Source organism: Bacillus sp. AFS029637, assembly GCF_002584985.1.
Classification (GTDB): Bacteria; Bacillota; Bacilli; order Bacillales; family Bacillaceae_G; genus Bacillus_A.
On record NZ_NUPZ01000055.1, the window covers coordinates 1 to 23,615 of the forward strand.

Genomic DNA, 23,615 nt, shown 5'->3' on the forward strand with positions numbered 1-23,615 from the left:
TTTCCAAACACTCTGAAAAAGAAGGGTGCAAAGCACCCTTCTTTTTTTACATTAGTCTATGGATAAAATGTCATGCTGCTGTGGAAGTTTTGGTGCTCGAATTTCTAACACGCCGTTTTGATACGAAGCTTTCGCTGCTTTTTTATTAATTGAGTACGGTAATTTAATCAATCTTGATGCTTCTGAAATGGAACGTTCTCGGCGATAATAGTTATGAGATGTTTCTTCTTCGGCCTCTTCAAGTATCTCTTCTTTTACAGAGACTTTTAAGTATTCATTTTGTATTTCAATTTGAATTTGTTCTTTTTGTATACCTGGTAGTTCAGCTGTAACAACAAGTTCCTCACCAACTTCATATAAATCTACAGGGAATGTTAATAAACGGTTTCCTTTTTGGAAAAAATGATTTAAATCAGCGATTACGCTGCGAAGTGGTGTTTGCTCGAAGAAATCATCAATTTGCTTTAAATAATTGCGAACCGGTGGGCGAGAAGATTCTTTTTTTTCTTCACTCATGGTATTCCCTCCTAGAAATCAATTTGCAATATCATATGACAAAAGCGGAGAAAGGTGATTGCCTAGTTTTCATGTTTTCATAAAAAATTGTTAAAAATGTGAAATGGAGTGATTTTTTTATAGTTTTTGGTCGCCATATTCAGTTGATTATGCTAGTATAAATAGGGTTGATATAGTAGTATAGAGACAGAATGAAAACTGAAAGAGGGTAAGAAGTATGTGTGGTTTTGTAGGATGTTTATGTGAAAACCCTAGAGAGTTTTCAGAAACAGAAAAACATCAATTTGAAAATATGAACACGATGATTTTCCACCGCGGTCCAGATGACGAAGGATATTTTCGTGATGAACATGTACAATTTGGCTTCCGCCGTTTAAGTATCATTGACTTAGAGGCAGGACATCAGCCGCTAACTTATGAAAATGATCGATATGTAATTATTTTTAATGGTGAAATTTACAACTATGTAGAATTACGTGAAATGTTACTTGAAAAAGGGGCAACTTTTGCAACGCAATCTGATACAGAAGTTATCATTGCATTGTATGCACATATGAAAGAAAAATGTGTAGATTACCTTCGTGGTATGTTCGCGTTTATGATTTGGGATCGTGAAGAAAAGAAACTATTCGGTGCGCGTGACCACTTCGGTATTAAGCCATTATATATCGCGCAACAAGGTGATACTACATTCTTCGCATCTGAGAAGAAAAGTATTATGCATGTAATGGAAGACAAAGGAGTTAATCCAAAGTCATTACAACATTACTTTACGTACCAATATGGTCCAGAACCAGAAACATTAACAGTTGATGTTAATAAAATCGAGCCTGGCCATTACTTCGTGAAAGAAATTGGAAAAGAGATGGAAATCCATCGTTACTGGAAACCTTATTTCAACGCTTCAAGCGCAACGAAAGAGGAGCATATCCAAGCAATTCGTGATGTGCTATATGATTCAGTAAAAGTGCATATGCGCAGTGATGTACCAGTAGGTTCATTCCTTTCTGGTGGTATCGATTCATCTATTATTGCTTCTATTGCAAGAGAAATGAATCCGAATCTATTAACATTCTCTGTTGGTTTTGAGCAACGTGGTTTCAGCGAAGTTGATGTTGCAAAAGAAACTGCTGAAAAATTAGGCGTTAAAAACCATAACGTATTTATTTCGGCAAAAGAATTTATGGATGAGTTCCCAAAAATCATTTGGCATATGGACGATCCTTTAGCAGATCCAGCAGCTGTACCATTGTACTTCGTAGCGAAAGAAGCACGTAAATATGTAACAGTTGTTCTTTCAGGTGAAGGTGCAGACGAGCTATTTGGTGGCTATAACATTTACCGTGAGCCAAACTCACTAAAAATGTTCTCTTACATTCCTAGCCCAGGTAAGAGCGTTTTAAAAGCATTAAGTGGTGCTCTTAAAGAAGGCTTTAAAGGTAAGAGCTTCCTAGAGCGTGGATGTACGCCAATTGAAGAGCGTTACTATGGAAATGCGAAAATCTTCCGTGAAGAAGAGAAAGCTGAATTAATGAAGTATTACGATGAAAGTGTTAACTATATGGATATCACGAAACCATTGTATAACGAAATTAAAGATTATGATGATGTAAGCAAAATGCAATACATTGACATGTTCACATGGTTACGCGGTGACATTTTATTAAAAGCTGATAAAATGACAATGGCAAACTCATTAGAACTTCGTGTACCATTCTTAGATAAAGAAGTATTCGACGTTGCATCTAAAATTCCGACAGAATTTAAAATTGCTAACGGAACTACGAAAGCTATTTTACGTGAAGCAGCACGCGGAATCGTTCCAGATCACGTGTTAGATCGTAAAAAGCTTGGCTTCCCAGTACCAATTCGTCACTGGTTAAAAGACGAAATGCATGACTGGGCTATAAATATTATTAACGAAAGTAAAACAGAGCATTTAATCGACAAACAGTATGTATTAAACTTACTGGAAGCACATTGTGCAGATAAAGGCGATTATAGCCGTAAAATTTGGACTGTACTTGCATTTATGGTATGGCACCAAATTTATGTTGAGCATAAATACGATACGAATAAGTTCCACGAAGAAACAAAACGTGCGTATAGCTTAGTTTAATAAGAAAAACCTTAAGATCGTAGATGATCTTAAGGTTTTTTTCATAAATAGAACGTATTATTGATACAATAATAGTAAAAGGATGGACAACATATGATTACGTTTGAGAAAGTAACTGTAGAAAATGAAAGCGTTGTTAAAGAAATGTTCAGCTCGCATAGTTTAGATGAGAAAAAAGTACAGTATTGTGTAAAAGTTGATGATACATATATTGGTGTAATAGATTATAGTGTGCAGGAGGAAAGTGCGGTTTTATCTCAGCTCATTATTCATTTTGATTATCAAGGTTACGGTTATGGTACAAATACGTATTTCACATTTGAAGAAATGATGAAACAAAGGGGCATAAAAGAGATAAAAGTATTACAAGAGCAATTGACAGAACAAGCTACATCTTTCATAGAGAGCTTTGGTTTTATTGAGGTAGATGAAATGTATGTGAAGAAAATATAACGATGATTAGTTATGCGATAAAATAAATATAAGGCAGGTGGATGTATGACGATGACTTCTGGTCTTGTATTAATTGGAGGATGTTTTATAGTAGCAGAACTAAGCCATAAATACATTCGGAACAGAATAAATAAGAAAAGAAAACCATATGAAATACAATACGTCCCTGTATTTTTCCTTTTGTTTTGTATGCTTGTTACATTACAAAATATAACAAACTTCCCACCACTTTTGAACATTTTTTTAAAGTTCGGTTTATTGTATAGTGGTGCTGGAATAGCCCTTTTATTTATTTTATTTTGCATACGTTATATTCACTATCAATCATATATATTTATTTTAAATTGGTTAAAGCAAAATGATAGAAACCGCCTTACATAAGGTGGCATGAATGCTAGAGCGTCAAACTGTCTAGCGATAGACGAAAAGACCTAGTGTTCTAACTCAAGCCCCCACTGAAACGCCTCATCTCAGTGGGGGTAGTTGACCAGAAAAACTCATTCTCAGGAGTTGTTTTAAATGATATTGGATTTAAGCGCCCGCTACTTCAAGATAAAGATGAATTCGCGATAAAAGGAATTACAAAAGAGCAAATCCCAAATATGGATGGGGATTACATATTCTACTTCACATCTGATAAAGATGCAGATAAGAATGATGAAGGAAATACATTAGCGAAAGAATGGACAGAAGATCCACTCTTTAAGCAACTGCAAGCTTCTAAAAATAATAAAGTATTCCAAGTAGATGAAGTGATTTGGAATACAGCAGGCGGTATTGTAGCTGCAAACCTTATGTTAGATGATATTGAAAAATATTTTCTTAATTAAATAGATGAATGATGAAGTGCATCACTTACGAAGTGATGTACTTTTTTATCGGTGGGAAAATACAGAAAATTCCTTTAACTGAGTTGTCATAAGTTGTACAATTAAATCAATTATGAATAAAAGGGGTGGAAAGAATGAAGGTTACTCATAAAGATTGGATCTTGTTTAATGGAAGAATTATAAATACGAAGGAAGAACAGCCGATGGTTGCGTTAGAAGAGCGAGGCTTCCAATTTGGTGAGGGTATTTATGAGGTATTTAGACTATACGGTGGTAAGCCTCATTTATTAGATTTACATTTGGATCGTTTCTTTAATTCAATGGAAGAAATAAAACTAATTCCACCGTTTACGAAGGAAGAGTTAGTAGAAGAATTGCTTCAAATGATTGAAAAAAATCAATTTCAAGAAGATGGGAATGTGTATTTGCAAATATCAAGAGGAGCACAACCACGTAATCATGTATATGAAAAAGATTTACAACCGACATATTTTGCAAATATTGTTTCGTTCCCAAGGCCCATTTCGTCAATGGAAGCAGGAATCAAGGTAACAGTAGAAGAGGATATAAGATGGAAGTTCTGTCATATAAAATCTTTAAACTTGTTACCTAATATCATGATTAAAAATAAAATAAATGAACAAGGATATCAAGAAGCGATATTAGTACGAGATGGTATTGTTACGGAAGGGTGTCATTCGAACTTTTTTATCGTGAAAAATAATAAATTGATTACACATCCAGCTGATAATTTCATTCTACACGGCATTACTCGTCACTATGTTATTACATTAGCGAAAGCGTTACATATAGAGATAGAAGAGCGGGAATTTTCATTACAGGAAGTATACGAGGCTGACGAATGTTTCTTTACAGCGACGCCACTTGAAATATTCCCGGTTGTTCAAATTGGCGAGGAACAGTTTGGAAGTGGCGAAAGAGGGCCAATTACGAAAAAACTACAAGCTGCATATGAAGAAAGTATTAGTTTGTTTAAAGTGACAAATTAATAATGAAGAAAAAGCTGGTATTCCCCCAGCTTTTTTTCATGATATAATTCAACCATAGGACAAGTTTTGAAAACGCTGTAAAAAGGGGATTTAATGTATGAATTATGATGGTTTTAAAGAAATAATTCACGGTAGAAGAAGTGTTAGAAAATTCACGGAACAGGAAGTATCTATTAGCGATATAAAAGAGATAATTGATTGTGCTCGTTACGCACCGAGCGATACGAACTCACAAACGTGGGAGTTCTTGGTTATTATGAATCGAGAGAAAATTAAAGAAATTGAACAAATGACATGGGATGCATTACATAAACTTGCGGCAAAAGCAGCAGAAAATGGAGAAGAGAAAGCAGGGAAATTACTTACACGTTCTTTCGGACCATATGCGACAGCTTTCTCTGAAGCGCCAGTATTAATCGTATGTTTGGCAACACCATATGAATCAAAGTTTCGTGAAAAGATATTTGATCCAATTGCTTTCGTTCCTGATTCAGTTTGGGAAGAAGAAGGGATTAAGAGTAGCTGTTTAGCGGCACAAAACTTAATGTTAGCAGCACATGCGAAGGGGCTTGGCACTTGTCCAATGACAGGGCCGGTATTGTTAGCGCAAGATGAACTGCGAAAATATTTACAAATTGAATCTGAAAAACAAATAAATATGGTTATTTCCCTTGGTTTTCCGAAAGATAAGCCGAAGAAACTTCCAAGAAAAGAAGTAGATGAAATTACAACATTTGTTTATTAAATAATTGATAAAAGGACATTGGAAATAACAATGTCTTTTTTATTTTTGTGGATATTTTGTTGCAAAATTGGGCTAAAATGATGAATAAGAAAGAATTTCTATTTATTGCTTACAAAAAATTAATGTTCTATTAAGGAAAGTATGGTACAGTAATCGTGAGTAAACTTAAGTTTGTTCATGAAAGTTTTGAAAACTAGTTTTCAAATTGATAAATTATTTTTGTATAATAAATTATAATGAAATTACCGGGGGGATGAATTTTGAAGAAATTCATAATCGCTGGATTGTCTGTATTGTTATTAGTAGGCTGTGGTGCTCCAAAGGAAAAAGGGGACGCACAGTCAAATCAGGAAGAACAAGTTGTAAATGCAAGTGATGAGAATGTGGTCGTATTTCCTGAAGGAGTAATGCCAGTTGGAGAAGGAAAAGCAAAAGTTATTACACCAAATGGCACTTCTGAAAATGGTAATATACCGACTGTATTCATCAAAAAAGATACTTTAATTCAGCAAGTTGAATTAGAACTGTCTAATTTTCAAAACGATATAGAAACATTCGTTTTTGTAGACCAAGTGTATGCAGATAAACATCAAGTAACTAGTACAACACAGACAACAGTACAATTAAAAGAAAAGACTCTTGAGACAGGTAGTCATACGATTACTGCAGTTCAGTATGAAAACAATGACCCGAAAGGAAAGGTCGTTAGTTTTAATCAAGCGACGTTTGAAACGAAGCCTGCGTCTTAATATGAATAAAAGTACATTACTTAAAAAGTAGTGTGCTTTTTTGTTTGGGTTGAATGATGTAATAGTGAATAATTTGTTCTGCTTTCTAGTAGTAATAAGTAGTAAGAAATCACTTATTACTACTATGACAGAGAAAGAGGTTGAAGATGTGAATCGGTTTGTTCGTATCGTCTTGATTAGTATGATGATGTCAGTAATATGGTTTACTATACAAGAGATTATTCAAATGACGTTCAATTATCGAATCCATGACATGATAATAGGAACAGTATGTTTTGTCTTTGTTTATCTGTTTTACGATACACTCGGATTGAGGTAAGTTTTACAAGAAGGATGTAGGTATTTCGTTTGAAATGTCGAATAGTACATACGATGTCGTAATAACAAATTTTCTATTGTTTATTGTGAAACAGGAAAAGGAGAGATAGAAATAATGAAGCGAGCTCTTATAAATATTGATTATACATATGATTTTGTAGCGGAAAAAGGTGCCCTAACTTGTGGGAAACCAGGCCAAGAAATTGAGAAGGAACTTGTACATATAACGAAGCAATATATTGAAAATGGAGATTATGTTGTCTTTGCAATCGATAAGCATGAAGAAAATGATGTACATCATCCAGAAGCGAAGTTATTCCCGCCCCATAATATAGCAGGTACGAATGGAAGAGACTTATATGGTGAATTACAAAATGTATACGAAACATATAAAAATGCAGAGAATGTATATTATATGGACAAAACTAGATACAGCGCATTTGCTGGAACAGATTTAGAGATGAAGCTTAGAGAAAGAGGGATAGAAGAAGTTCATCTTGTAGGTGTTTGTACTGATATTTGCGTTCTTCACACAGCAGTAGACGCTTATAATAAAGGATTTAAAATTGTTGTTTTTGAAAAGGCAGTTGCATCTTTTAATGCACAAGGACATGAATTTGCACTTGGACATTTTAAAGCATGCTTACATGCAGAAGTGAAGTGAAAAAAGGGGCCTTCAAAAAGGCCTCTTTTTTACGTTTAAATTGAGACGATATTTTGCTCAATTAGTTTTTTTACGAACGGACTAATGTTTTCTGGTAGCCTATTTAAATCGAAAAATTGTACATGTAATGATTCAACTCCATCAGCTTTTAACATACCGCCTGTAATGTCTTTGCAAAGGTAAGCTATTGTAATAGGGTAAAACTCATCTCCATTTGGTAATTGTACAAAAAATTCTTTACCTGAAAATACACTTACTAACTGAAGTGTACCAATTTCAATACCTGTTTCTTCAAGTATTTCTCGTCTTCCTGCTTCTTCTGTTGATTCACCAAGCTCCACAAAACCTCCAGGAACACCCCAAATACCATTTCGTCTTTGTTGTAGTAGTATTTGTCCTTGTTTATTGAAAACAGCTACAGCAACGCCTGCTAGATTGAGTGGTCTTGATCCAACAACTTCTCTTAGTTCTTCAATATATCCCATTGGTTGTGCCCTCCACGAATAATAAGATTTTAAATTACCAAATGAAATATTCGATGTCATGTGAATTTATTCCTTTTAGCGATTAAAAAGGGTATATTTATAGTGAAAAGGAAAGGGCATCTAGATTGGTTAATGAACTATTTAATTAAAGGAGAATATTTTTGAAGATGGAATGAGGATGAAAAGTAAAATACATAAGTTAAGAAAGTGATATTTCGAATCAGAATGACAGGTGTTTCTAGAAAAAATTTGAGATGATTAAAAAGGATTAATAATAAATCAGCGCTGCATGAAATTTTCATTAGGTAAGGAAGTGGATGGATGAGTGTATTAACGTATACTGAAGAGTTTTTTAATTATGTAAGGGAGTTTTTACTTTTAAGATTTTTACTATTTGCTTTAGTTCTAATCATTATTTCTTTTATTATAAACCGCAGTATTGATTGGTTTTTTAAAAAATCAAGTTTTTTTGATGAAGAGGTAGAGCAGACGATACAAAGTGTAATTCGATCTATTTTTAGATATATCATTATCATCAGTCTTATCATATATTTAATTAGCCAATTTGTAGATATAAAAAGTATTATTGCAGGTGCAGGGATAGCTGGAGTTGTCATCGGTTTTGCTGCACAACAGATGCTGAAAGATGTTATATTGGGATTCGCAAGATTAGCGGATAAAGAGTTTCGTGTTGGCGATTTTGTTACTTTTAACGGAACAAATTCAGGAACGATTGAGGAAATTAGTATTCGTTTTATGCAAATTCGTGAATGGTCAGGAAAACTTCTCACGATACCACACGGAGAAATCAGAACGATACAAAATTTTAATAAAGGATGGATGCGAGTTATTGAGCGGATCACGGTAAGTTATCAGGAAGATCCTACAAGAATTAAGGAATTGTTAGAAGAAGTTTGTGTTAATTGCAATGAAAAATTAGATCAAAGTCTTTATAGAGTAGAGGATGAGGCTGTTGAACCATTTAAATATGTTGGTGTTACAGACTTAAATCCTAACCTTAAATATGTTGGGTACGAATTTTGTATTATAGGTTTGATAAAGCCAGAAGATTATTTTGAGGCTTCTAGACAAGTGAGATTTGAATTAATGTCTATGTTCCATAAAAATCAAGTGCAAATGCCAGCTGCGAACATGTTCGTTACTACTGAAGGTTTACAACCTATTCATGGGGGGCAATCTTTATCAGATAGTTAAAGAAAACAAGCTGAGTTCTCTCTTTTTTTTTAAAGATATTTTCAGTTCTTGATGTAGTTTAGCAGCAAGGGTTACGCTATCAAGACTGGAAGGAAAAACAATAATAAATTAGTCCATATAGAAAAAAGAGCTGAAGGAGAATTCAGTTCTTTTTTATTTGTAGAATTTAGAAATTTCTTAATGTTATAATGATAATTGGTGATGAGAATGAAATTTGATGAAAAAGAGATACATCGTTTAGAAGCATTAAAAGAAATTGCGGAATTATTAAATGAAGCAACAAATTTACAGGATATGTTAGAAAAAGTATTACATACATTGTTACAAGTTATGAATTTACAAACAGGATGGATATTCTTTATTGATGAAAGTGGAGAACACCGAATGCTTGTAGATCAAAACTTACCACCAGCTCTTACATGGCAAGAAAAGAAGCCAATGTGTGAAGGGGATTGTTGGTGTGTAGAGCGTTTTGTGAATGGAAGATTGGAAAAAGCGACTAATATTATTGAATGTAAGCGAATAGAAGATGCAATTGAATGTAATTGGGGCGAAACAGAAGATGTTACACATCATGCAACAATCCCGTTAAGATCTGGATCGGAGAAATTCGGTCTATTAAATGTGGCTGCGCCTCATAAAACACATTTTTCAGAGGAAGAGTTAGCATTACTAGAATCGATTGCATTTCAAATAGGAACGACAATACAACGTATTCAATTAGTCGAGAAAGAACGTAAGTACGTTGTTGTAGCGGAAAGAAATCGATTGGCTCGTGATTTGCATGATTCCGTTAAACAACTGCTCTTTTCCATTATGTTAACAGCGAAAGGTACTCTAAATATGACAGAAGATAGAGACTTACAAGAGATGTTAAGTTATATTGGAGATTTATCACAAGAAGCATTACAAGAGATGACGCTTTTAATTTGGCAATTAAGGCCGGAAGGATTAGAAAAAGGATTAGCAGAAGCGGTTCAAAATTACGGAAAGCTGTTAGGGATTCATGTGGAAGTTCGAATTGATGGAATGGTCTCAATTGGAGATGAAATAGAAGAAGTATTATGGCGTATTAGTCAAGAAGCGATACATAATTGTAAAAAACATGCTTCGTGTGAAAAGGTGTATGTTCATTTAAAGATAGAAAATAACCAGTTACATTTTTACATAGAAGATAACGGAATAGGATTTATTCAAGAGCAAGTAAGAGAGTCCGCACTTGGTTTGAAAAGTATGAAGGAACGAATTGAATTAATGAGGGGATCGTTTCAAATAACAACAGAGCCGAAAAAGGGTACAAAAATAGAAATTCAATTACCGGTTTGAAGGGGGAGAAGATAGGTGAAGATTAAATTGCTATTAGCGGAGGATCATCATATCGTTCGAAGAGGACTTGTATTCTTTTTGAAAACAAGAGATGAATTTGAAATTATTGGGGAAGCTGAAAATGGTGAAGAGGCACTTTGTTTTGTGCAAAAAGAAAAACCGGATGTCGTATTAATGGACGTATCTATGCCGAAGCTGGACGGAATTGAGGCGACAAAACGTATGAAAGAATACGATGAGACGATAAAGATACTTATGCTAAGTAGTTTTTCAGAGCAAGATTATGTTTTACCTGCACTCGAAGCTGGAGCAGATGGTTATCAATTAAAAGAAGTACAACCTGAGCAACTTGTCGCTTCTATCATTGCAGTACATGAAGGAAATGCGAATTTCCATCCGAAAGTAACACCTGCATTATTAGGACAATCAGCAGTAAAAAAAGAAAAAGAGAATCCTTTTGCTATGTTAACGAAAAGGGAGCAAGAGGTACTTCGTGAAATTGCGAAAGGAAGAAGTAATAAGGAAATTGCAGCAGCGCTTCATATTACAGAACAAACTGTGAAAACACATGTTTCAAATGTTTTAGCTAAATTGGAAGTAGATGATCGGACACAAGCTGCATTATATGCAGTGAAACATGGTGGAAACTAATAATAAGTATGAATAATTGTGTCACATGTTATGACAGAACATATAGGAGCAATTAATTTCGATGAAGCGAATATAAAAAAGCTCTTCTTATGAGGAGCTTTTTTATATTCGTTAATAATCTGTTGATATAATCACTAGATCTACTCTATTTAAAAAACTATTTGGTTAAAAATTCAAATATTGTTCAATATTTTACAATATGCTTGCGAAATTACATGTTATGATGAACATGTAATGATGATTGAACACTTAAATTTGGTACAATAATTGACCAAAACAGTGAAGGCAGAAGTTGTGAGATAAACTCATTGAAATTCTAAAACACTAAAGGGGAGATCACATATGAAAGCAGTAGTCGTTAATAAAAATAGTAAAGCAAACATTGAAATTGTTGAAAAAGAATTACGTCCGTTACGCTCAGGCGAAGCGTTAGTAGATGTAGAGTATTGTGGAGTTTGCCACACTGACTTGCACGTTGCGAATCATGATTTTGGTAACACGGATGGCCGCATCCTTGGTCACGAGGGTGTAGGTATTGTTACGAAAATTGCTGATGATGTAACTTCACTTAAGATTGGTGATCGTGTAAGTATTGCATGGATGTTCCAATCTTGTGGACGTTGTGAATATTGCGTAACTGGTAGAGAAACATTCTGTCGTGAAGTTAAAAATGCTGGTTATACAGTAGATGGCGGTATGGCTGAACAGTGTATCGTAACAGCTGATTACGCGGTGAAAGTACCAGAAGGATTAGATCCTGCTCAAGCATCATCAATTACATGTGCAGGTGTAACTACATATAAAGCTATTAAAGTATCAGATATTAAACCAGGTCAACCTATCGTAATCTATGGTTGTGGTGGATTAGGTAACCTAGCTATCCAATATGCTAAACATGTATTTGGTGCAAAGGTAATTGCAGTAGATATTAATGATGACAAACTAGCCTTAGCAAAAGAGGTTGGTGCTGATATGACTATCAATCCAATTACGCAAGGGCCTGCTGATAAGATTGTACAAGAGGAACTCGGTGGCGCTTATGCTGCTGTAGTAACAGCAGTTTCTAAAGTAGCCTTCAACTCAGCAGTTGATGCGGTACGTGCTTGCGGTAAAGTAGTTGCGGTAGGTTTACCAGTAGAAACTATGGACTTAAATATTCCACGACTTGTACTAGATGGAATTGAAGTAGTTGGTTCTTTAGTCGGTACACGTAAGGATTTAGAGGAAGCATTTATGTTTGGTGCAGAAGAAAAAGTAGTGCCGGTTGTCCAAACTTGTCCACTAGATGAAGTACAAGACGTATTCAAAGAAATGGAAGAAGGTAGAATTCAAGGACGTATGGTTATCGATTTTAAACAACACGGTTGTGGTTGTAAATAATTCACTTCGTTTAAATCATTGTCGTGCGAATCTTTTTAAATAATAGAACGGTAATTTCGAGGCATGAGTCCGGTATTTAACTGGATTCATGCCTTTTCATTTTTCCTTAATTTGTTTGTAGTAGTGAATATAGTTCTTTCATTTTTGTTTCATATCCCATAACCTTTCATGTTAATGAGAGAAATTATGATTGTATACAAGTGGAAAGAAAGGGCTTATATTTGTTTTTGCTAATAAAAAAGCTGTAAAGAAAGCATAAGTATACTGAGCAATAAAAGAGGAAAAATAAATTGTGAAGAACTCATACGAAAGTATGAGTTTTTTTTACGTCTATCATACTATTTTCTCAAGCTAGTTCCCTCTTTATGTTGTGTTTTGTATAGAAATTTCTGATAATATATAAATATAACTTAAAAACAAAGGGGAGAAATAAGTATGAAACTAGTCGTTATTAACGGTACACCAAGAAAATTCGGTAGAACTCGTGTAGTGGCAAAATATATTGCAGATCAATTTGAAGGGGAGTTATATGATTTAGCAGTAGAGGAATTGCCTTTATATAACGGTGAAGAATCGCAACGTGATTTAGAAGCAGTAAAAAAATTAAAAGCGTTAGTGAAAGCAGCGGACGGTGTAGTATTATGTACACCAGAATATCATAATGCGATGAGTGGAGCGCTGAAAAATTCGTTAGATTACTTAAGTAGCAGTGAATTTATTCATAAACCTGTCGCTTTGTTAGCAGTTGCAGGAGGCGGTAAAGGAGGAATTAACGCATTAAATAGTATGCGTACGGTTGCTAGAGGTGTTTACGCAAATGCAATTCCAAAACAAGTTGTGCTTGATGGACTTCATGTGCAAGACGGTGAACTTGGAGAAGATGCAAAACCATTAATTCACGATTTAGTTAAAGAATTAAAAGCGTATATGAGCGTATATAAAGAGGTGAAAAAACAACTAGGAGTTGAGTAATATGTCATCTATTTATAAAGATCCTCGCTTGTATTACATTCTAGGAGCCAATAGTTTATCCGCTATTGGTTCTGGGATTGTTATGATAACGATTCCGTGGTTGTTAATTAAAGAAAGTGGAGGAGATACAACATTCGGTTATGTTTCAATCATTTCAACTCTTATTATGTTTTTATTAACACCGTTTATCGGGCAAAGTATTGATCGTTTTTCAAGAAAATCTTTATTGTTATGTAACGAAGGGATTGGAATAGCCGTAATTGGGATAATGGTTATATGGGGATTTGCAGGGCAATCTTATCAATCTATTCATTATATTCTCATTTATATAGCGGGGTCATTCTACTATCTATTATTTTATCCTACGATATTTGCCTTTAACCAAGAAATATTTCAAGCAGAACATTATAAAAGTTTAAGTGGAACGATGGAAATACAAGGACAGTTAACACAAGTTATTGCAGGAGCGGCTGCTAGCTTTCTTATCGAGATCATTTCTTTAAAATGGATCTTATTAGTAGATATGTTAACTTTTATAGGAGCATTCTTTCTTTTCTTATGTATACCGTATGTAAAGAAAAAAGCAGTAAAAAGGAAAGTAACATTTAAGAAGCAATTGTTCGAAGGGATTCACTTTATGAAAAAACGTCCTAAGCTCTTTTGGTTTTTATTTGCGACTTACATGCCGTTTATAGGTGTCATGATGGCAAATTATTTAATCCCGGTTTATATTTCAGATATATTAAAAGCTAATGCCTCTGTATACGCGAAACAAAGTATGATGTATGGTGTTGGAGCTGTTATCGCAGGGATAAGTATTCCACTCATAATGAAATATGTCAAAACAGAAGTTTCGATCGTCATGACGATGGGTATTTATATAATTTCAATTACCGCAATGGTGATTGAACCTTCCATAATGTTATTATATGGACTAGCAATTTTTCATGCGATTGGAAATGCTGGGACAAGAGTAGCAAGAAATGTATTGATGATGGAGGAAATTCCAAATGAAGTAATGGGAAGAGTGGATAGCTTATTTCGATTAATTGGCACAGGAATTCGAATTGTATTGTTAATGTTGTTTACAGCTGGTGTTTCTAAAGTAGGTGTAATGGTACCGTTTTATTTGCTAAGTTTCATATTGATCCTTTCGTTAGGAATTGCTATAAATTATGTAATCTCAAAACGTAAATTCGAAGCGAGTGTTTCAAATAAATCGATCGTTTAAAAAACACTTCTGCCTTCCTTTCTTTTTCTATATAATAAAAAGAAAGGGAGTGCAAACGTATATATGAACAAATGGATATTACTTATAATCTTATTATTACCTCCACTATACATCCTTTATATGACGTTTCGAATGAAGAAAGTTGCTCGTGAAAAGTTGAGTCATCACTCTCCATACGTTCTTATATTAGGTGCAAAGTTATTCGGGGATAAACCGTCTTTATCTCTTCAAAATCGGTTAGATGTAGCGTTGGAATATTTACATTCGCATCCTAAGGTAAAAGTAATTGTTTCAGGTGGTCAAGGAGAAGATGAAGATATACCGGAAGCTCACAGTATGAGAAACTACTTAATGGTACACGGTATAGATGAGAGTCGTATATTAATGGAAGACCGTTCGACAAATACGTATGAAAATGTAAAGTTTAGTATGGATTTATATGATGTAGAGCATGCAGTAATTGTTAGTAATACGTATCATTTATATCGAACGAAAATAATTGCAAAACGCTTAGGAATGAAGATGGAGGCATTAGCTGCTGAAACACCAATGCGTTCTAAGAGAAAAATGTATGTACGTGAATATGCTGCTATTATGAAAACAATACTGTTCGATCGTTAGGGCTCAAATGGGAGCTCTTTTTTAATTTTAAAGCGTATCATTTGAAAAGAATTCCATATTCCATCAAAATAAAGGAAACAACAATAAAGGAGTTGTGTTTGTGATTCAGTTTAATCATGTGTCAAAATCGTATGATGGCGCAAAAGCAGTGGATTCATTGCATTTAGAAATTCAAAAGGGAGAATTCTTTGTTCTCATTGGACCGAGTGGTTGCGGGAAAACAACGACAATGAAGATGATTAATCGTTTAATTGAAACGACAGAAGGTTCAATATTAATCGATGGAAAAGATATTCAACAATATAATATAAACGAATTACGTTGGGATATAGGATATGTGTTGCAGCAAATCGCTTTGTTTCCCCATATGACAATTGCTGAAAATATTGCAGTTGTTCCTGAAATGAGAAAGTGGAGCAAGGAGGAAATAAAAGCTCGTGTCGACGAGTTGTTACAGATGGTCGGGCTAGATCCAGATATATATCGCGATCGTATGCCTGATGAATTATCAGGAGGGCAAAAACAACGTGTCGGTGTCGTACGGGCATTAGCCGCAAACCCGAAAATTGTTCTTATGGATGAACCGTTTAGCGCATTAGACCCATTAAGTAGGGAACAACTTCAGAAGGATATTGTACAGTTACAAAAAAAGATTCAAAAAACAATTGTGTTCGTAACGCATGATATGCAAGAGGCATTATCACTTGGGGATCGTATTTGTATTATGAAAGAAGGAAAAGTTGTCCAATTAGATACTCCTGAAGGTATTATACATAATCCGAAAAATGAGTTTGTTGAGGAGTTCATTGGAAATCGTGGCCGACCTTGGTATGAGGGAATGAGTATAGAAGGTGTATTGCCGCTAGACAATCGTACACGAGTTGAAGGGATTGCTTTATCTTTACATTCACCTTTACAAGAAGCACTAATTCGCTTACAAGCTGAAGAATCAGTGCCAGTTGAAGAAAATGGTCAATATGTTGGTATGTTAACAAGTCGTCATATTGTCAATTATATTGTTGAACAAATGAAGGAAAGAGGTTAAACAGTGACTGATTTGATTCAAACGTTCCAAGAACGAAAAATAGAATTGATAAGTGCATTAAGTGAGCATTTGCAAATATCACTTATTTCACTATTTTTTGCAGTAATTATTGCGGTGCCACTTGGCATTTTGTTAACAAGAAAAGAACGAATGGCTGAATTTATAATAGGAACTTCTGCAGTAATGCAAACTGTGCCATCACTTGCATTACTCGGACTATTAATTCCGTTAGTAGGAATCGGAAAACTTCCAGCCATTATCGCATTAGTTGTGTATGCACTATTACCTATTTTACGAAATACATATACAGGAATAAAGGAATTAGACGAATCTTTAATTGAAGCAGCAAGAGCTATGGGGATGAATAGTTGGAGAAGATTGTGGAAGGTAGAGCTTCCACTTGCATTACCGATTATTATGGCGGGTATTCGTACGGCGATGGTATTAATTGTTGGAACCGCTACATTAGCAGCTTTAATAGGTGCTGGTGGGCTCGGTAAGCTCATATTACTTGGTATCGATCGGAATGATCATGCGCTTATCATTTTAGGGGCCGTACCAGCCGCATTACTCGCTTTATTCTTTGATATAGTGCTACGTATGCTTGAGAGTCCAAAACGCTCATATAAGCGCGTTATATTGACGATATGTATTGTTGGCGTAATGATTGCTTCGCCATTTCTTTGGAATACACAAAAGAACGACATAGTTATTGCCGGAAAACTTGGATCTGAACCAGAAATTTTAATTCAAATGTACAAGCAACTTATTGAGCAGGATACAGATTTACAAGTAGAATTAAAGCCTGGCCTTGGAAAAACAGCATTTGTATTTGAAGCGTTAAAATCAGGTGAAGTAGATATATACCCAGAGTTTTCAGGAACAGCTTTATCTACTTTTGTGAAAGAAGAACCGAAAAGTACAAATCGTGATGAAGTATATGAACAAGCTCGTATTGGAATGGAAAAGAAATATAATATGGTTATGTTAAAGCCAATGGAGTATAACAATACATACGCACTAGCTATGCCGAAAAAAATAGCAGATCAAAATAATATAAATACAATTTCTGATTTAGGAAATATTGCACAAAATGCTAAAGTAGGATTTACATTAGAATTTGCGGATCGTGAAGATGGTTATAAGGGAATGCAAAAATTATATAACTATAAGTTTTCAAATGTTAAAACGATGGAACCGAAGCTGCGTTATAGTGCAATTCAATCAGGTGATGTGAACGTAATCGATGCATATTCAACAGATAGTGAATTGGAACAATATGGGCTGAAAGTGCTAAAAGATGATAAAGGGCTATTCCCGCCTTATCAAGGGGCACCATTACTAAGAAAAGAGACACTACAGAAATATCCTGAACTCGAAAAAGTATTAAATAAATTATCTGGAAAAATTACAGATGAAGAAATGCGAAAAATGAATTATGAAGTAAATGTGAATGGTAAAAGTAGCGAAGAAGTTGCAAAACAATTTTTACAAAAAGAAAAGTTACTTCGTTAATTTTACAATAAATATACAATTTTATCTGTTTGAAATGACCGTTTATTACAAAATGAACGGTTTTTTCGTGCATACTTATACATTTTTTCAAAAAAGTATTCCATTTTTCTTCATTTTCTTTTAGAATAAGTAATGTTTTCCTGAAAAAATATAAGAGAGACGTCTATTAGAGAAAAAGGTGACTTTAATAGTTGAATGAACATAGCACCTAGAATGACAGATGGGGTGGTACAAATAGAAAAGAAGTTAGGATTCTTTCCGTTAATCGCATTAGTAGTTGGAACAATGGTTGGTGGCGGTGTTTTTAGCTTACCACATGATTTAGCAGTAGGAGCAAATAGTGGTGCAACAATAATTGGTTGGTGTATTACAGCGATGGGAATGATCCCGCTTGCGCTCGTATATCAAACATTAGCAAGACAAAAACCGGAGCTTGAGGGTGGAATTTATAGTTATGCACGAGCTGGTTTCGGGGAATATATTGGATTTAATAGTGCTTGGGGATATTGGCTAGCAGGAATATTAGGAAATGTCGCAACCATTATGTTGCTGTTTAGTACATTAGGTTATTTCTTCCCGATTTTTAAAGGAGGAAATAATGTTGCGTCAATTGTGGGTGCCTCACTTTTATTATGGACACTTCATTTTCTAATTTTATTTGGAATTCGTGAAGCTTCCATTATGAATGTGATCGCAACAATAGGAAAACTTGTTCCGATTGTATTATTTATTGTTGTAATGGTAACGGCGTTTCGCTGGGATACATTTACACATGACTTTTGGGGAGAAGGAACAATTTCAGTTTCCTCTGTACTTGGTCAAGTGAAAAATACAATGCTTGTAACTCTTTGGGTGTTCATTGGGGTTGAAGGAGCAGTTGTGTTATCGGGAAGAGCGAAAAATAGCCGAGACGTTGGAAAAGCGACAGTACTTGGATTAATTTTAGTAATGTCTATATATATTTTAATTTCAGTTTTATCAATGGGAGCGATGACAAGAGGAGAACTTTCCGTTTTAGAAACGCCGTCAATGGGACATGTATTAGAGCATGTTGTTGGACCGTGGGGGGCAGTTGCGATTAACATCGGTTTAGTTGCTTCACTAGTCGGTACGCTAATTGGTTGGTTTTTACTTGTTTCTGAAATTTCTCATGTAGCAGGAAAAGATGGTGTGTTTCCGAAAGTCTTTACGAAAACAAATAAAAAGCAAACACCTCACATGGCTTTATGGATCTCAAATGGTGTTGCCCAAATTATATTTATAATCGTTCTGTTTTCAGAATCAACATATCAAATTATGTATTTCATTGCATCAACATCAATTTTATTACCATATTTATTATCAGCATTATTCCAATTCAAATTAGTCATTACAAATGAATTAAAAGATGCAAAAGTAAAAAATGGCGCATTAGCTTTAATTGCCTCAATTTACTCTGTATGGCTTATTTATGCAGCTGGTTTAAAGAATTTATTGCTCGTTTCAATTGTATATGGAATCGGGATTGTTGTTTACGTGTTTGCAAGAAAAGAAAAAGGGAATCGTTGTTTTACAGGTATAGAGAGATATGTAATGTGGGCAATTGTTGTTGCAGCTTTCACATCACTTTATATGTTGTTAACTGGAAATATAAAAATGTAAAAGTCCTTTTCATTTAAAGGGCTTTTTTCTTTGTTTGGAGAATATTTAATACATAAGATATTCAGGAGGGATGAAAATGGAAGAAAAAGAACAGTTGTCTCGAATAATTGATTTAGCCAGCGAGTTAAGGAAAGTATTAGTACAAGAATCTTTTTTTAATCATCATCCTGAACTACGAGGAGTGATTGAAAATTTAGCGAGTTCTGTAGAGAATTTAGCGGGATTACAGCAAAATAAAGATGAAAATGCAGAAGATCGATTACGATACGTACTTGCTAAGATGAAAATTGCTCACAATGCTATTTTACAGGAAAAAAAAGCATTTCCTTCTCATTAAAATACGTTTTAATTATGAACCTGGCGGATAACGTCAGGTTTTTTATTTCTAGTTTTTCTTTTCTTTCATACACTAAGAATAGTATGAAAAAAAGAAGGTGACTAAGGTGAAATTACATAAAGCTCTTCAGCCAAGTTTTATAAAACGAATGTACTATATGAGGTTTATCGGAATATTTGCAAAAGCGGAGAGAGAGAAGAATGGAGAAAATTTCTTTGTACAATGTTTATCACCGGTACCATTTACTTTACAAGAACAATTTAAAAATGAACATTATGTATTTGAAGGTTTATGTAGCAATAAAAAAAATGAAAAAATCTTTTTGGAATTAAAGAAGAGAAAGTTAGAAAAGCAATTGGTCATGTTTCGTCTCTACTATGAAAGAGGAAATGTATACGTGGAGTTAATATGTACAGAGGAACCGAGAGAAATAGCAACTGGCTATAAAATGATTCCAGCGCCTAAAGTTTCCGATTACAAAAAAGGAGAGTCTTTAGAACGAAAACTTAGTAAAGGTTATTTATCATTTCTTATGCCAAAATTCCCGAAAGACTTTGAGCCTCCTGAATTATTGTGGCACAATGGAAGGTTATATGGAAATATATCATTAAAGTCATCAATTAGTTCCATTGCGTATTTTGAACAAAATCGGGAATGTAAATATATAGAATTTAATGATTGGATGAAGCATGTAGAAATAGCGGTAGAAGACCAATTGTATTTTGTAAGTGATCAAGTGTATGGGCAATTAAAAAAACGAATTATTGAAGAAGGTAAGCTGGTTGAAATAGAGGATATAAAAGTACAAAAAGATGAATGGGAATGGGATGAGCGTGAATTATCCTTTTTACAGTATGTACAAAATATGGTGCGCAATAAAGGACTATACTTGGATGAAACGGATATTTATAACTTCCATATCAGTGTAAAAACAAATATGTTAACGATCCTTGGTGGCATACCAGGCGTTGGAAAATCACGTTTTGTGCAAGCTTATGCAGAAGCACTTGGATTACACTATGGGGAAGAGTTGGTTTGGATTCCGATTTCTCCTTCGTACCAAGAACCACATGATTTGCTTGGATATCTTCATCCAAATGGTACTTTTATAGAAAGTGAAACAAAGTTAGTTAGAGCGTTAATGAAGGCGAAAGAAAATCAAAATCAATTGTATATCATCGTTTTTGATGAAATGAACATGTCACATATTGAGCATTGGTTTACACCATTTTTATCTGTTCTTCAACTTGAACAGAAAAATCGTATGTTGAATTTGTATGAGGGTGCGCAGGGGGTAGAAAACGAAATTCCATCAACAATTGAAATCGGAGAAAATATTATATTTGTAGGTACTGTAAATTTTGATGAAACAACGAAAGAGCTCTCCGATCGATTATTAGATCGAACAAATTTAATTACTTTACAAAAAATTCCGTTTTGTGAGATGGGCATAGCACAAGAGAAAGTTGTATTACAACCCCCTCTGAAAGTAACAGCGGGAGAATTTCGGATAAATTGGATTAGAAATAAAGCGATGATTGAGGTGTTTTCTGAGGAAGAGTTAGAGCTATTAGATAAGTTGCATGCTGTATTGTCATCACATGATACGTCAAAGGGAATTTCTTTTCGGTGTGCAAATGCAATTGCTACTTACTTGCAAAATATACCGTTCCAAAATAATCATTCTTATATGATCAGCAGGGAAGAGGGTTTTGATTTACAAATAAAGCAACGTGTACTGACGAAATTAAGAGGGACCGAAATGACGGTTGGTTCATTACTTTCTGAAGAAGTAAAAAGAGGAGCGACTTTAGTACCTCTTTTGCAATCTCCACTTGCAAACAGAGTCTCTACATTTGAACACTCTTTAGCATATATAAGAGAAAAACGTAGAGAACTGGAGTTGTATGGATATGCGAAATGAAGAGCAGTATAAAACAGAAATTGTTGATACGAAAGAAACACTTCCTTTTGTATTGAAATTAATTATTGGAACAGAAGGAAAAGGGGATCATATTTTATTAAACCGTCTTTGTACATCTACTACAGCATTAGTTCAATGTATTTATAAAATACAAGAATTAAAACCGATTAGATTGCATTACTATTATGAGAATCCAATGAATATAACGTTTATATGGAATAAAGTATATGAGGGACAGAAAAATATAAAAGAGTCACAGTACGAAATAAATGAAAAAAAACAAAAGGTATTAATATATGAACACGGGAAAACAGAGTTCTTTTATCCATGGCGATGTGGTTTGTATCATTTTGAAGTGCGTATAGAAGAGAAAACGTATTATGGTGCTTTTCAAGTCGTACCAAAAAATTTTTTTGATGATCAATTTGAAATGATTCAAAACTATGTAAAGTCCATTTTAAATGAGTTAATTTTAGATAGAGGATATTATAAAAAGACGTTCTCTGCACTAAGCGATATTGAGGACTCTTCTTATTTAGTGTTACTAAGAAAGTTGCCGCAAAAAATGAAAAAGATAAAGCGAATTTTTAAGAAGATAGAATCGAATTTTAAATTTACACATGAATATAAATGGGAAACAAAGGAACGAAAGGCAACGAGAAAAGGAACTATAATGGCAGAAAGAAAACCTTATGCAAAATATTATAACCGTAAGTTTATAGAACAAAAAAATAGTAAGGAAAATGCATTTCTTAAATTTAAAGCGTTGCAATTTTATCAGTATTTACTTGAAGCGGAAAGTTTTTTACGTCAAACAATTGAAATTTTAGAAAGAGCAAAAAAGAAAAAATCAGAAGAATTTCAAGCTGTTAAAACGATCATGCAAACAATTGAGCGAAATGGATCTGTGACCGATAGAGAGAAGCAAAAATATAAAAATATACATTTACTAAAAGAAGCGGATGTAAGGAAAAGCTCTGTGAAAATACAAGAGTATAAAATATTAGCGCATATTGTGCATGAAAGTGTACAATACTTTAAAACTTTAATGTATTCTCCATTTTGGAGAGAAGTTTCTGAAACAGGTCACATGAATGCAAATGAGTTACCTATACCACATCAGCAATTACTGCATTATTTAGATTTACTTCCACAACATACAGATCAATCACCATCTTTATTATTTGTATATAAACCAACGTTTTTAGTGTATGAATATTACGCTTTTTTTATCGTTATTTCAATGCTGGAGCAAATGGGTTTTGAAGCGAAGCATTCCATTCGTGAGCAAATACAAGAACATTTTTATGTAGATGGATTACAAGATGGAACGACAGTAATTTTACATCAAGATGATATAAAGGTGCATGTCGCATTTAATGACTTAATTGAAACACATCCTCTTATTGCATTAAGTAAGGGGAGTAATTTTTATAATGGTGAAGACACAAAAAAGCCAGATATTCGCTTAGACTGTTATGTAAGGGAGGAAGAGAAATACGTATATAAATCTTCTATTATTATTGAAGTGAAGTATAGCCCAATGTACAATATTTTTCAGCACGTTGGAAATACGAAAGCAACTGAGCAAATGTATAAGTACTGGTCTATAAAGTACGTAGAAGAACAGAATGGAAAGCGAGTATTTCATCGAAGGGCAATTTATGAAGTCATTTGTGTATATCCAGGAAGTCATATGCATAGTAAAAAAATTGAATCTGGATGTGGTGTTTTCTTGCAATTATATCCATATAAAACGAAACAAGGGGAAGAGAAATTAGCTGGAAAACATGGGATGGTTCAAATTTTTGATAAATGGTTAAAAAGTGTAAATAAGTAAAATAAATCCTTTTTTATAAAGGATTTTT

The 23,615-nt window shown here is 34.1% G+C and carries 23 protein-coding genes and 1 pseudogene; 22 read left to right on the forward strand and 2 right to left on the reverse strand.

What is annotated here, in order from left to right; genetic code table 11:
- Window positions 1–51: 51 nt before the first annotated feature.
- Window positions 52–516, reverse strand: a complete 465-nt coding sequence (locus tag COE49_RS26165) for an Hsp20/alpha crystallin family protein (protein WP_088230376.1) — start codon at window positions 514–516, stop codon at window positions 52–54.
- Between the two features lie 217 nt (window positions 517–733).
- Between COE49_RS26165 and asnB the strand changes: the two genes are divergently transcribed.
- From asnB to COE49_RS26210, 9 genes and pseudogenes are all read left to right on the forward strand, one after another.
- Window positions 734–2,635 (forward strand): asparagine synthase (glutamine-hydrolyzing), encoded by a 1,902-nt coding sequence (asnB, locus tag COE49_RS26170; protein WP_088230375.1) that lies wholly within the window; start codon window positions 734–736, stop codon window positions 2,633–2,635.
- Between the two features lie 93 nt (window positions 2,636–2,728).
- Entirely contained in the window at window positions 2,729–3,088 is a 360-nt protein-coding gene (locus COE49_RS26175) for a GNAT family N-acetyltransferase (protein WP_088230374.1), read from the forward strand.
- A gap of 51 nt (window positions 3,089–3,139) precedes the next feature.
- Window positions 3,140–3,469, forward strand: coding sequence for a hypothetical protein (locus tag COE49_RS26180; RefSeq protein ID WP_098946155.1), 330 nt, complete (start codon window positions 3,140–3,142; stop codon window positions 3,467–3,469).
- 107 nt (window positions 3,470–3,576) lie between these two features.
- Window positions 3,577–3,918 (forward strand): annotated as a pseudogene (locus tag COE49_RS26185) (ABC transporter substrate-binding protein); the annotation flags it as partial.
- Window positions 3,919–4,052: 134 nt separating this feature from the next.
- The gene (gene dat / locus COE49_RS26190; protein WP_088230372.1) at window positions 4,053–4,928 is read left to right on the forward strand and encodes a D-amino-acid transaminase; all 876 of its coding nucleotides are present in this window, start codon (window positions 4,053–4,055) and stop codon (window positions 4,926–4,928) included.
- Window positions 4,929–5,025: 97 nt separating this feature from the next.
- Window positions 5,026–5,673: a nitroreductase family protein gene (locus COE49_RS26195; protein WP_088230371.1), complete on the forward strand. Its 648-nt coding sequence runs from the start codon at window positions 5,026–5,028 to the stop codon at window positions 5,671–5,673.
- A gap of 260 nt (window positions 5,674–5,933) precedes the next feature.
- Window positions 5,934–6,422 (forward strand): putative periplasmic lipoprotein, encoded by a 489-nt coding sequence (locus tag COE49_RS26200; RefSeq protein WP_088230370.1) that lies wholly within the window; start codon window positions 5,934–5,936, stop codon window positions 6,420–6,422.
- 64 nt (window positions 6,423–6,486) lie between these two features.
- Window positions 6,487–6,741: a hypothetical protein gene (locus tag COE49_RS28190; RefSeq protein WP_240522858.1), complete on the forward strand. Its 255-nt coding sequence runs from the start codon at window positions 6,487–6,489 to the stop codon at window positions 6,739–6,741.
- A gap of 114 nt (window positions 6,742–6,855) precedes the next feature.
- A complete protein-coding gene (locus COE49_RS26210; protein ID WP_088230369.1) occupies window positions 6,856–7,404 on the forward strand; it encodes a cysteine hydrolase family protein in 549 nt (182 codons plus the stop codon).
- 35 nt (window positions 7,405–7,439) lie between these two features.
- Here the strand turns inward: COE49_RS26210 and COE49_RS26215 are convergent, their stop codons facing one another.
- Window positions 7,440–7,889: an NUDIX hydrolase gene (locus COE49_RS26215; RefSeq protein ID WP_088230368.1), complete on the reverse strand. Its 450-nt coding sequence runs from the start codon at window positions 7,887–7,889 to the stop codon at window positions 7,440–7,442.
- Between the two features lie 321 nt (window positions 7,890–8,210).
- Here COE49_RS26215 and COE49_RS26220 point away from each other — a divergent pair, with 321 nt between their 5' ends.
- The 13 genes from COE49_RS26220 (at window position 8,211) to COE49_RS26280 (ending at window position 23,587) form a co-directional block, all read left to right on the forward strand.
- Entirely contained in the window at window positions 8,211–9,104 is an 894-nt protein-coding gene (locus tag COE49_RS26220) for a mechanosensitive ion channel family protein (RefSeq protein WP_088230367.1), read from the forward strand.
- 207 nt (window positions 9,105–9,311) lie between these two features.
- Window positions 9,312–10,430, forward strand: coding sequence for a GAF domain-containing sensor histidine kinase (locus tag COE49_RS26225; RefSeq protein WP_088230366.1), 1,119 nt, complete (start codon window positions 9,312–9,314; stop codon window positions 10,428–10,430).
- A 15-nt stretch (window positions 10,431–10,445) separates the two neighbouring features.
- On the forward strand, window positions 10,446–11,081 hold the full coding sequence (locus COE49_RS26230; protein ID WP_088230365.1) for a response regulator: 636 nt from the start codon (window positions 10,446–10,448) through the stop codon (window positions 11,079–11,081).
- 342 nt (window positions 11,082–11,423) lie between these two features.
- Entirely contained in the window at window positions 11,424–12,461 is a 1,038-nt protein-coding gene (adhP, locus tag COE49_RS26235) for an alcohol dehydrogenase AdhP (RefSeq protein ID WP_088230364.1), read from the forward strand.
- A gap of 435 nt (window positions 12,462–12,896) precedes the next feature.
- A complete protein-coding gene (locus tag COE49_RS26240) occupies window positions 12,897–13,433 on the forward strand; it encodes an NADPH-dependent FMN reductase (protein ID WP_071709518.1) in 537 nt (178 codons plus the stop codon).
- Window position 13,434: 1 nt separating this feature from the next.
- Window positions 13,435–14,664: an MFS transporter gene (locus COE49_RS26245; protein WP_088230363.1), complete on the forward strand. Its 1,230-nt coding sequence runs from the start codon at window positions 13,435–13,437 to the stop codon at window positions 14,662–14,664.
- A 63-nt stretch (window positions 14,665–14,727) separates the two neighbouring features.
- The gene (locus tag COE49_RS26250) at window positions 14,728–15,285 is read left to right on the forward strand and encodes a YdcF family protein (protein WP_088230362.1); all 558 of its coding nucleotides are present in this window, start codon (window positions 14,728–14,730) and stop codon (window positions 15,283–15,285) included.
- Window positions 15,286–15,385: 100 nt separating this feature from the next.
- Window positions 15,386–16,330, forward strand: a complete 945-nt coding sequence (locus COE49_RS26255; RefSeq protein ID WP_088230361.1) for an ABC transporter ATP-binding protein — start codon at window positions 15,386–15,388, stop codon at window positions 16,328–16,330.
- 3 nt (window positions 16,331–16,333) lie between these two features.
- Complete coding sequence (locus tag COE49_RS26260; RefSeq protein ID WP_088230360.1) at window positions 16,334–17,845, forward strand: ABC transporter permease/substrate-binding protein; 1,512 nt, start codon at window positions 16,334–16,336, stop codon at window positions 17,843–17,845.
- 213 nt (window positions 17,846–18,058) lie between these two features.
- Complete coding sequence (locus COE49_RS26265; protein WP_088230621.1) at window positions 18,059–19,486, forward strand: basic amino acid/polyamine antiporter; 1,428 nt, start codon at window positions 18,059–18,061, stop codon at window positions 19,484–19,486.
- Between the two features lie 76 nt (window positions 19,487–19,562).
- Window positions 19,563–19,823 (forward strand): hypothetical protein, encoded by a 261-nt coding sequence (locus tag COE49_RS26270; RefSeq protein WP_000391450.1) that lies wholly within the window; start codon window positions 19,563–19,565, stop codon window positions 19,821–19,823.
- Between the two features lie 106 nt (window positions 19,824–19,929).
- On the forward strand, window positions 19,930–21,747 hold the full coding sequence (locus tag COE49_RS26275; RefSeq protein WP_140417334.1) for an AAA family ATPase: 1,818 nt from the start codon (window positions 19,930–19,932) through the stop codon (window positions 21,745–21,747).
- Complete coding sequence (locus tag COE49_RS26280; protein WP_098252917.1) at window positions 21,737–23,587, forward strand: hypothetical protein; 1,851 nt, start codon at window positions 21,737–21,739, stop codon at window positions 23,585–23,587. Before COE49_RS26275 ends, COE49_RS26280 begins: the two co-directional genes overlap by 11 nt.
- The last annotated feature ends 28 nt before the right edge of the window (window positions 23,588–23,615 follow it).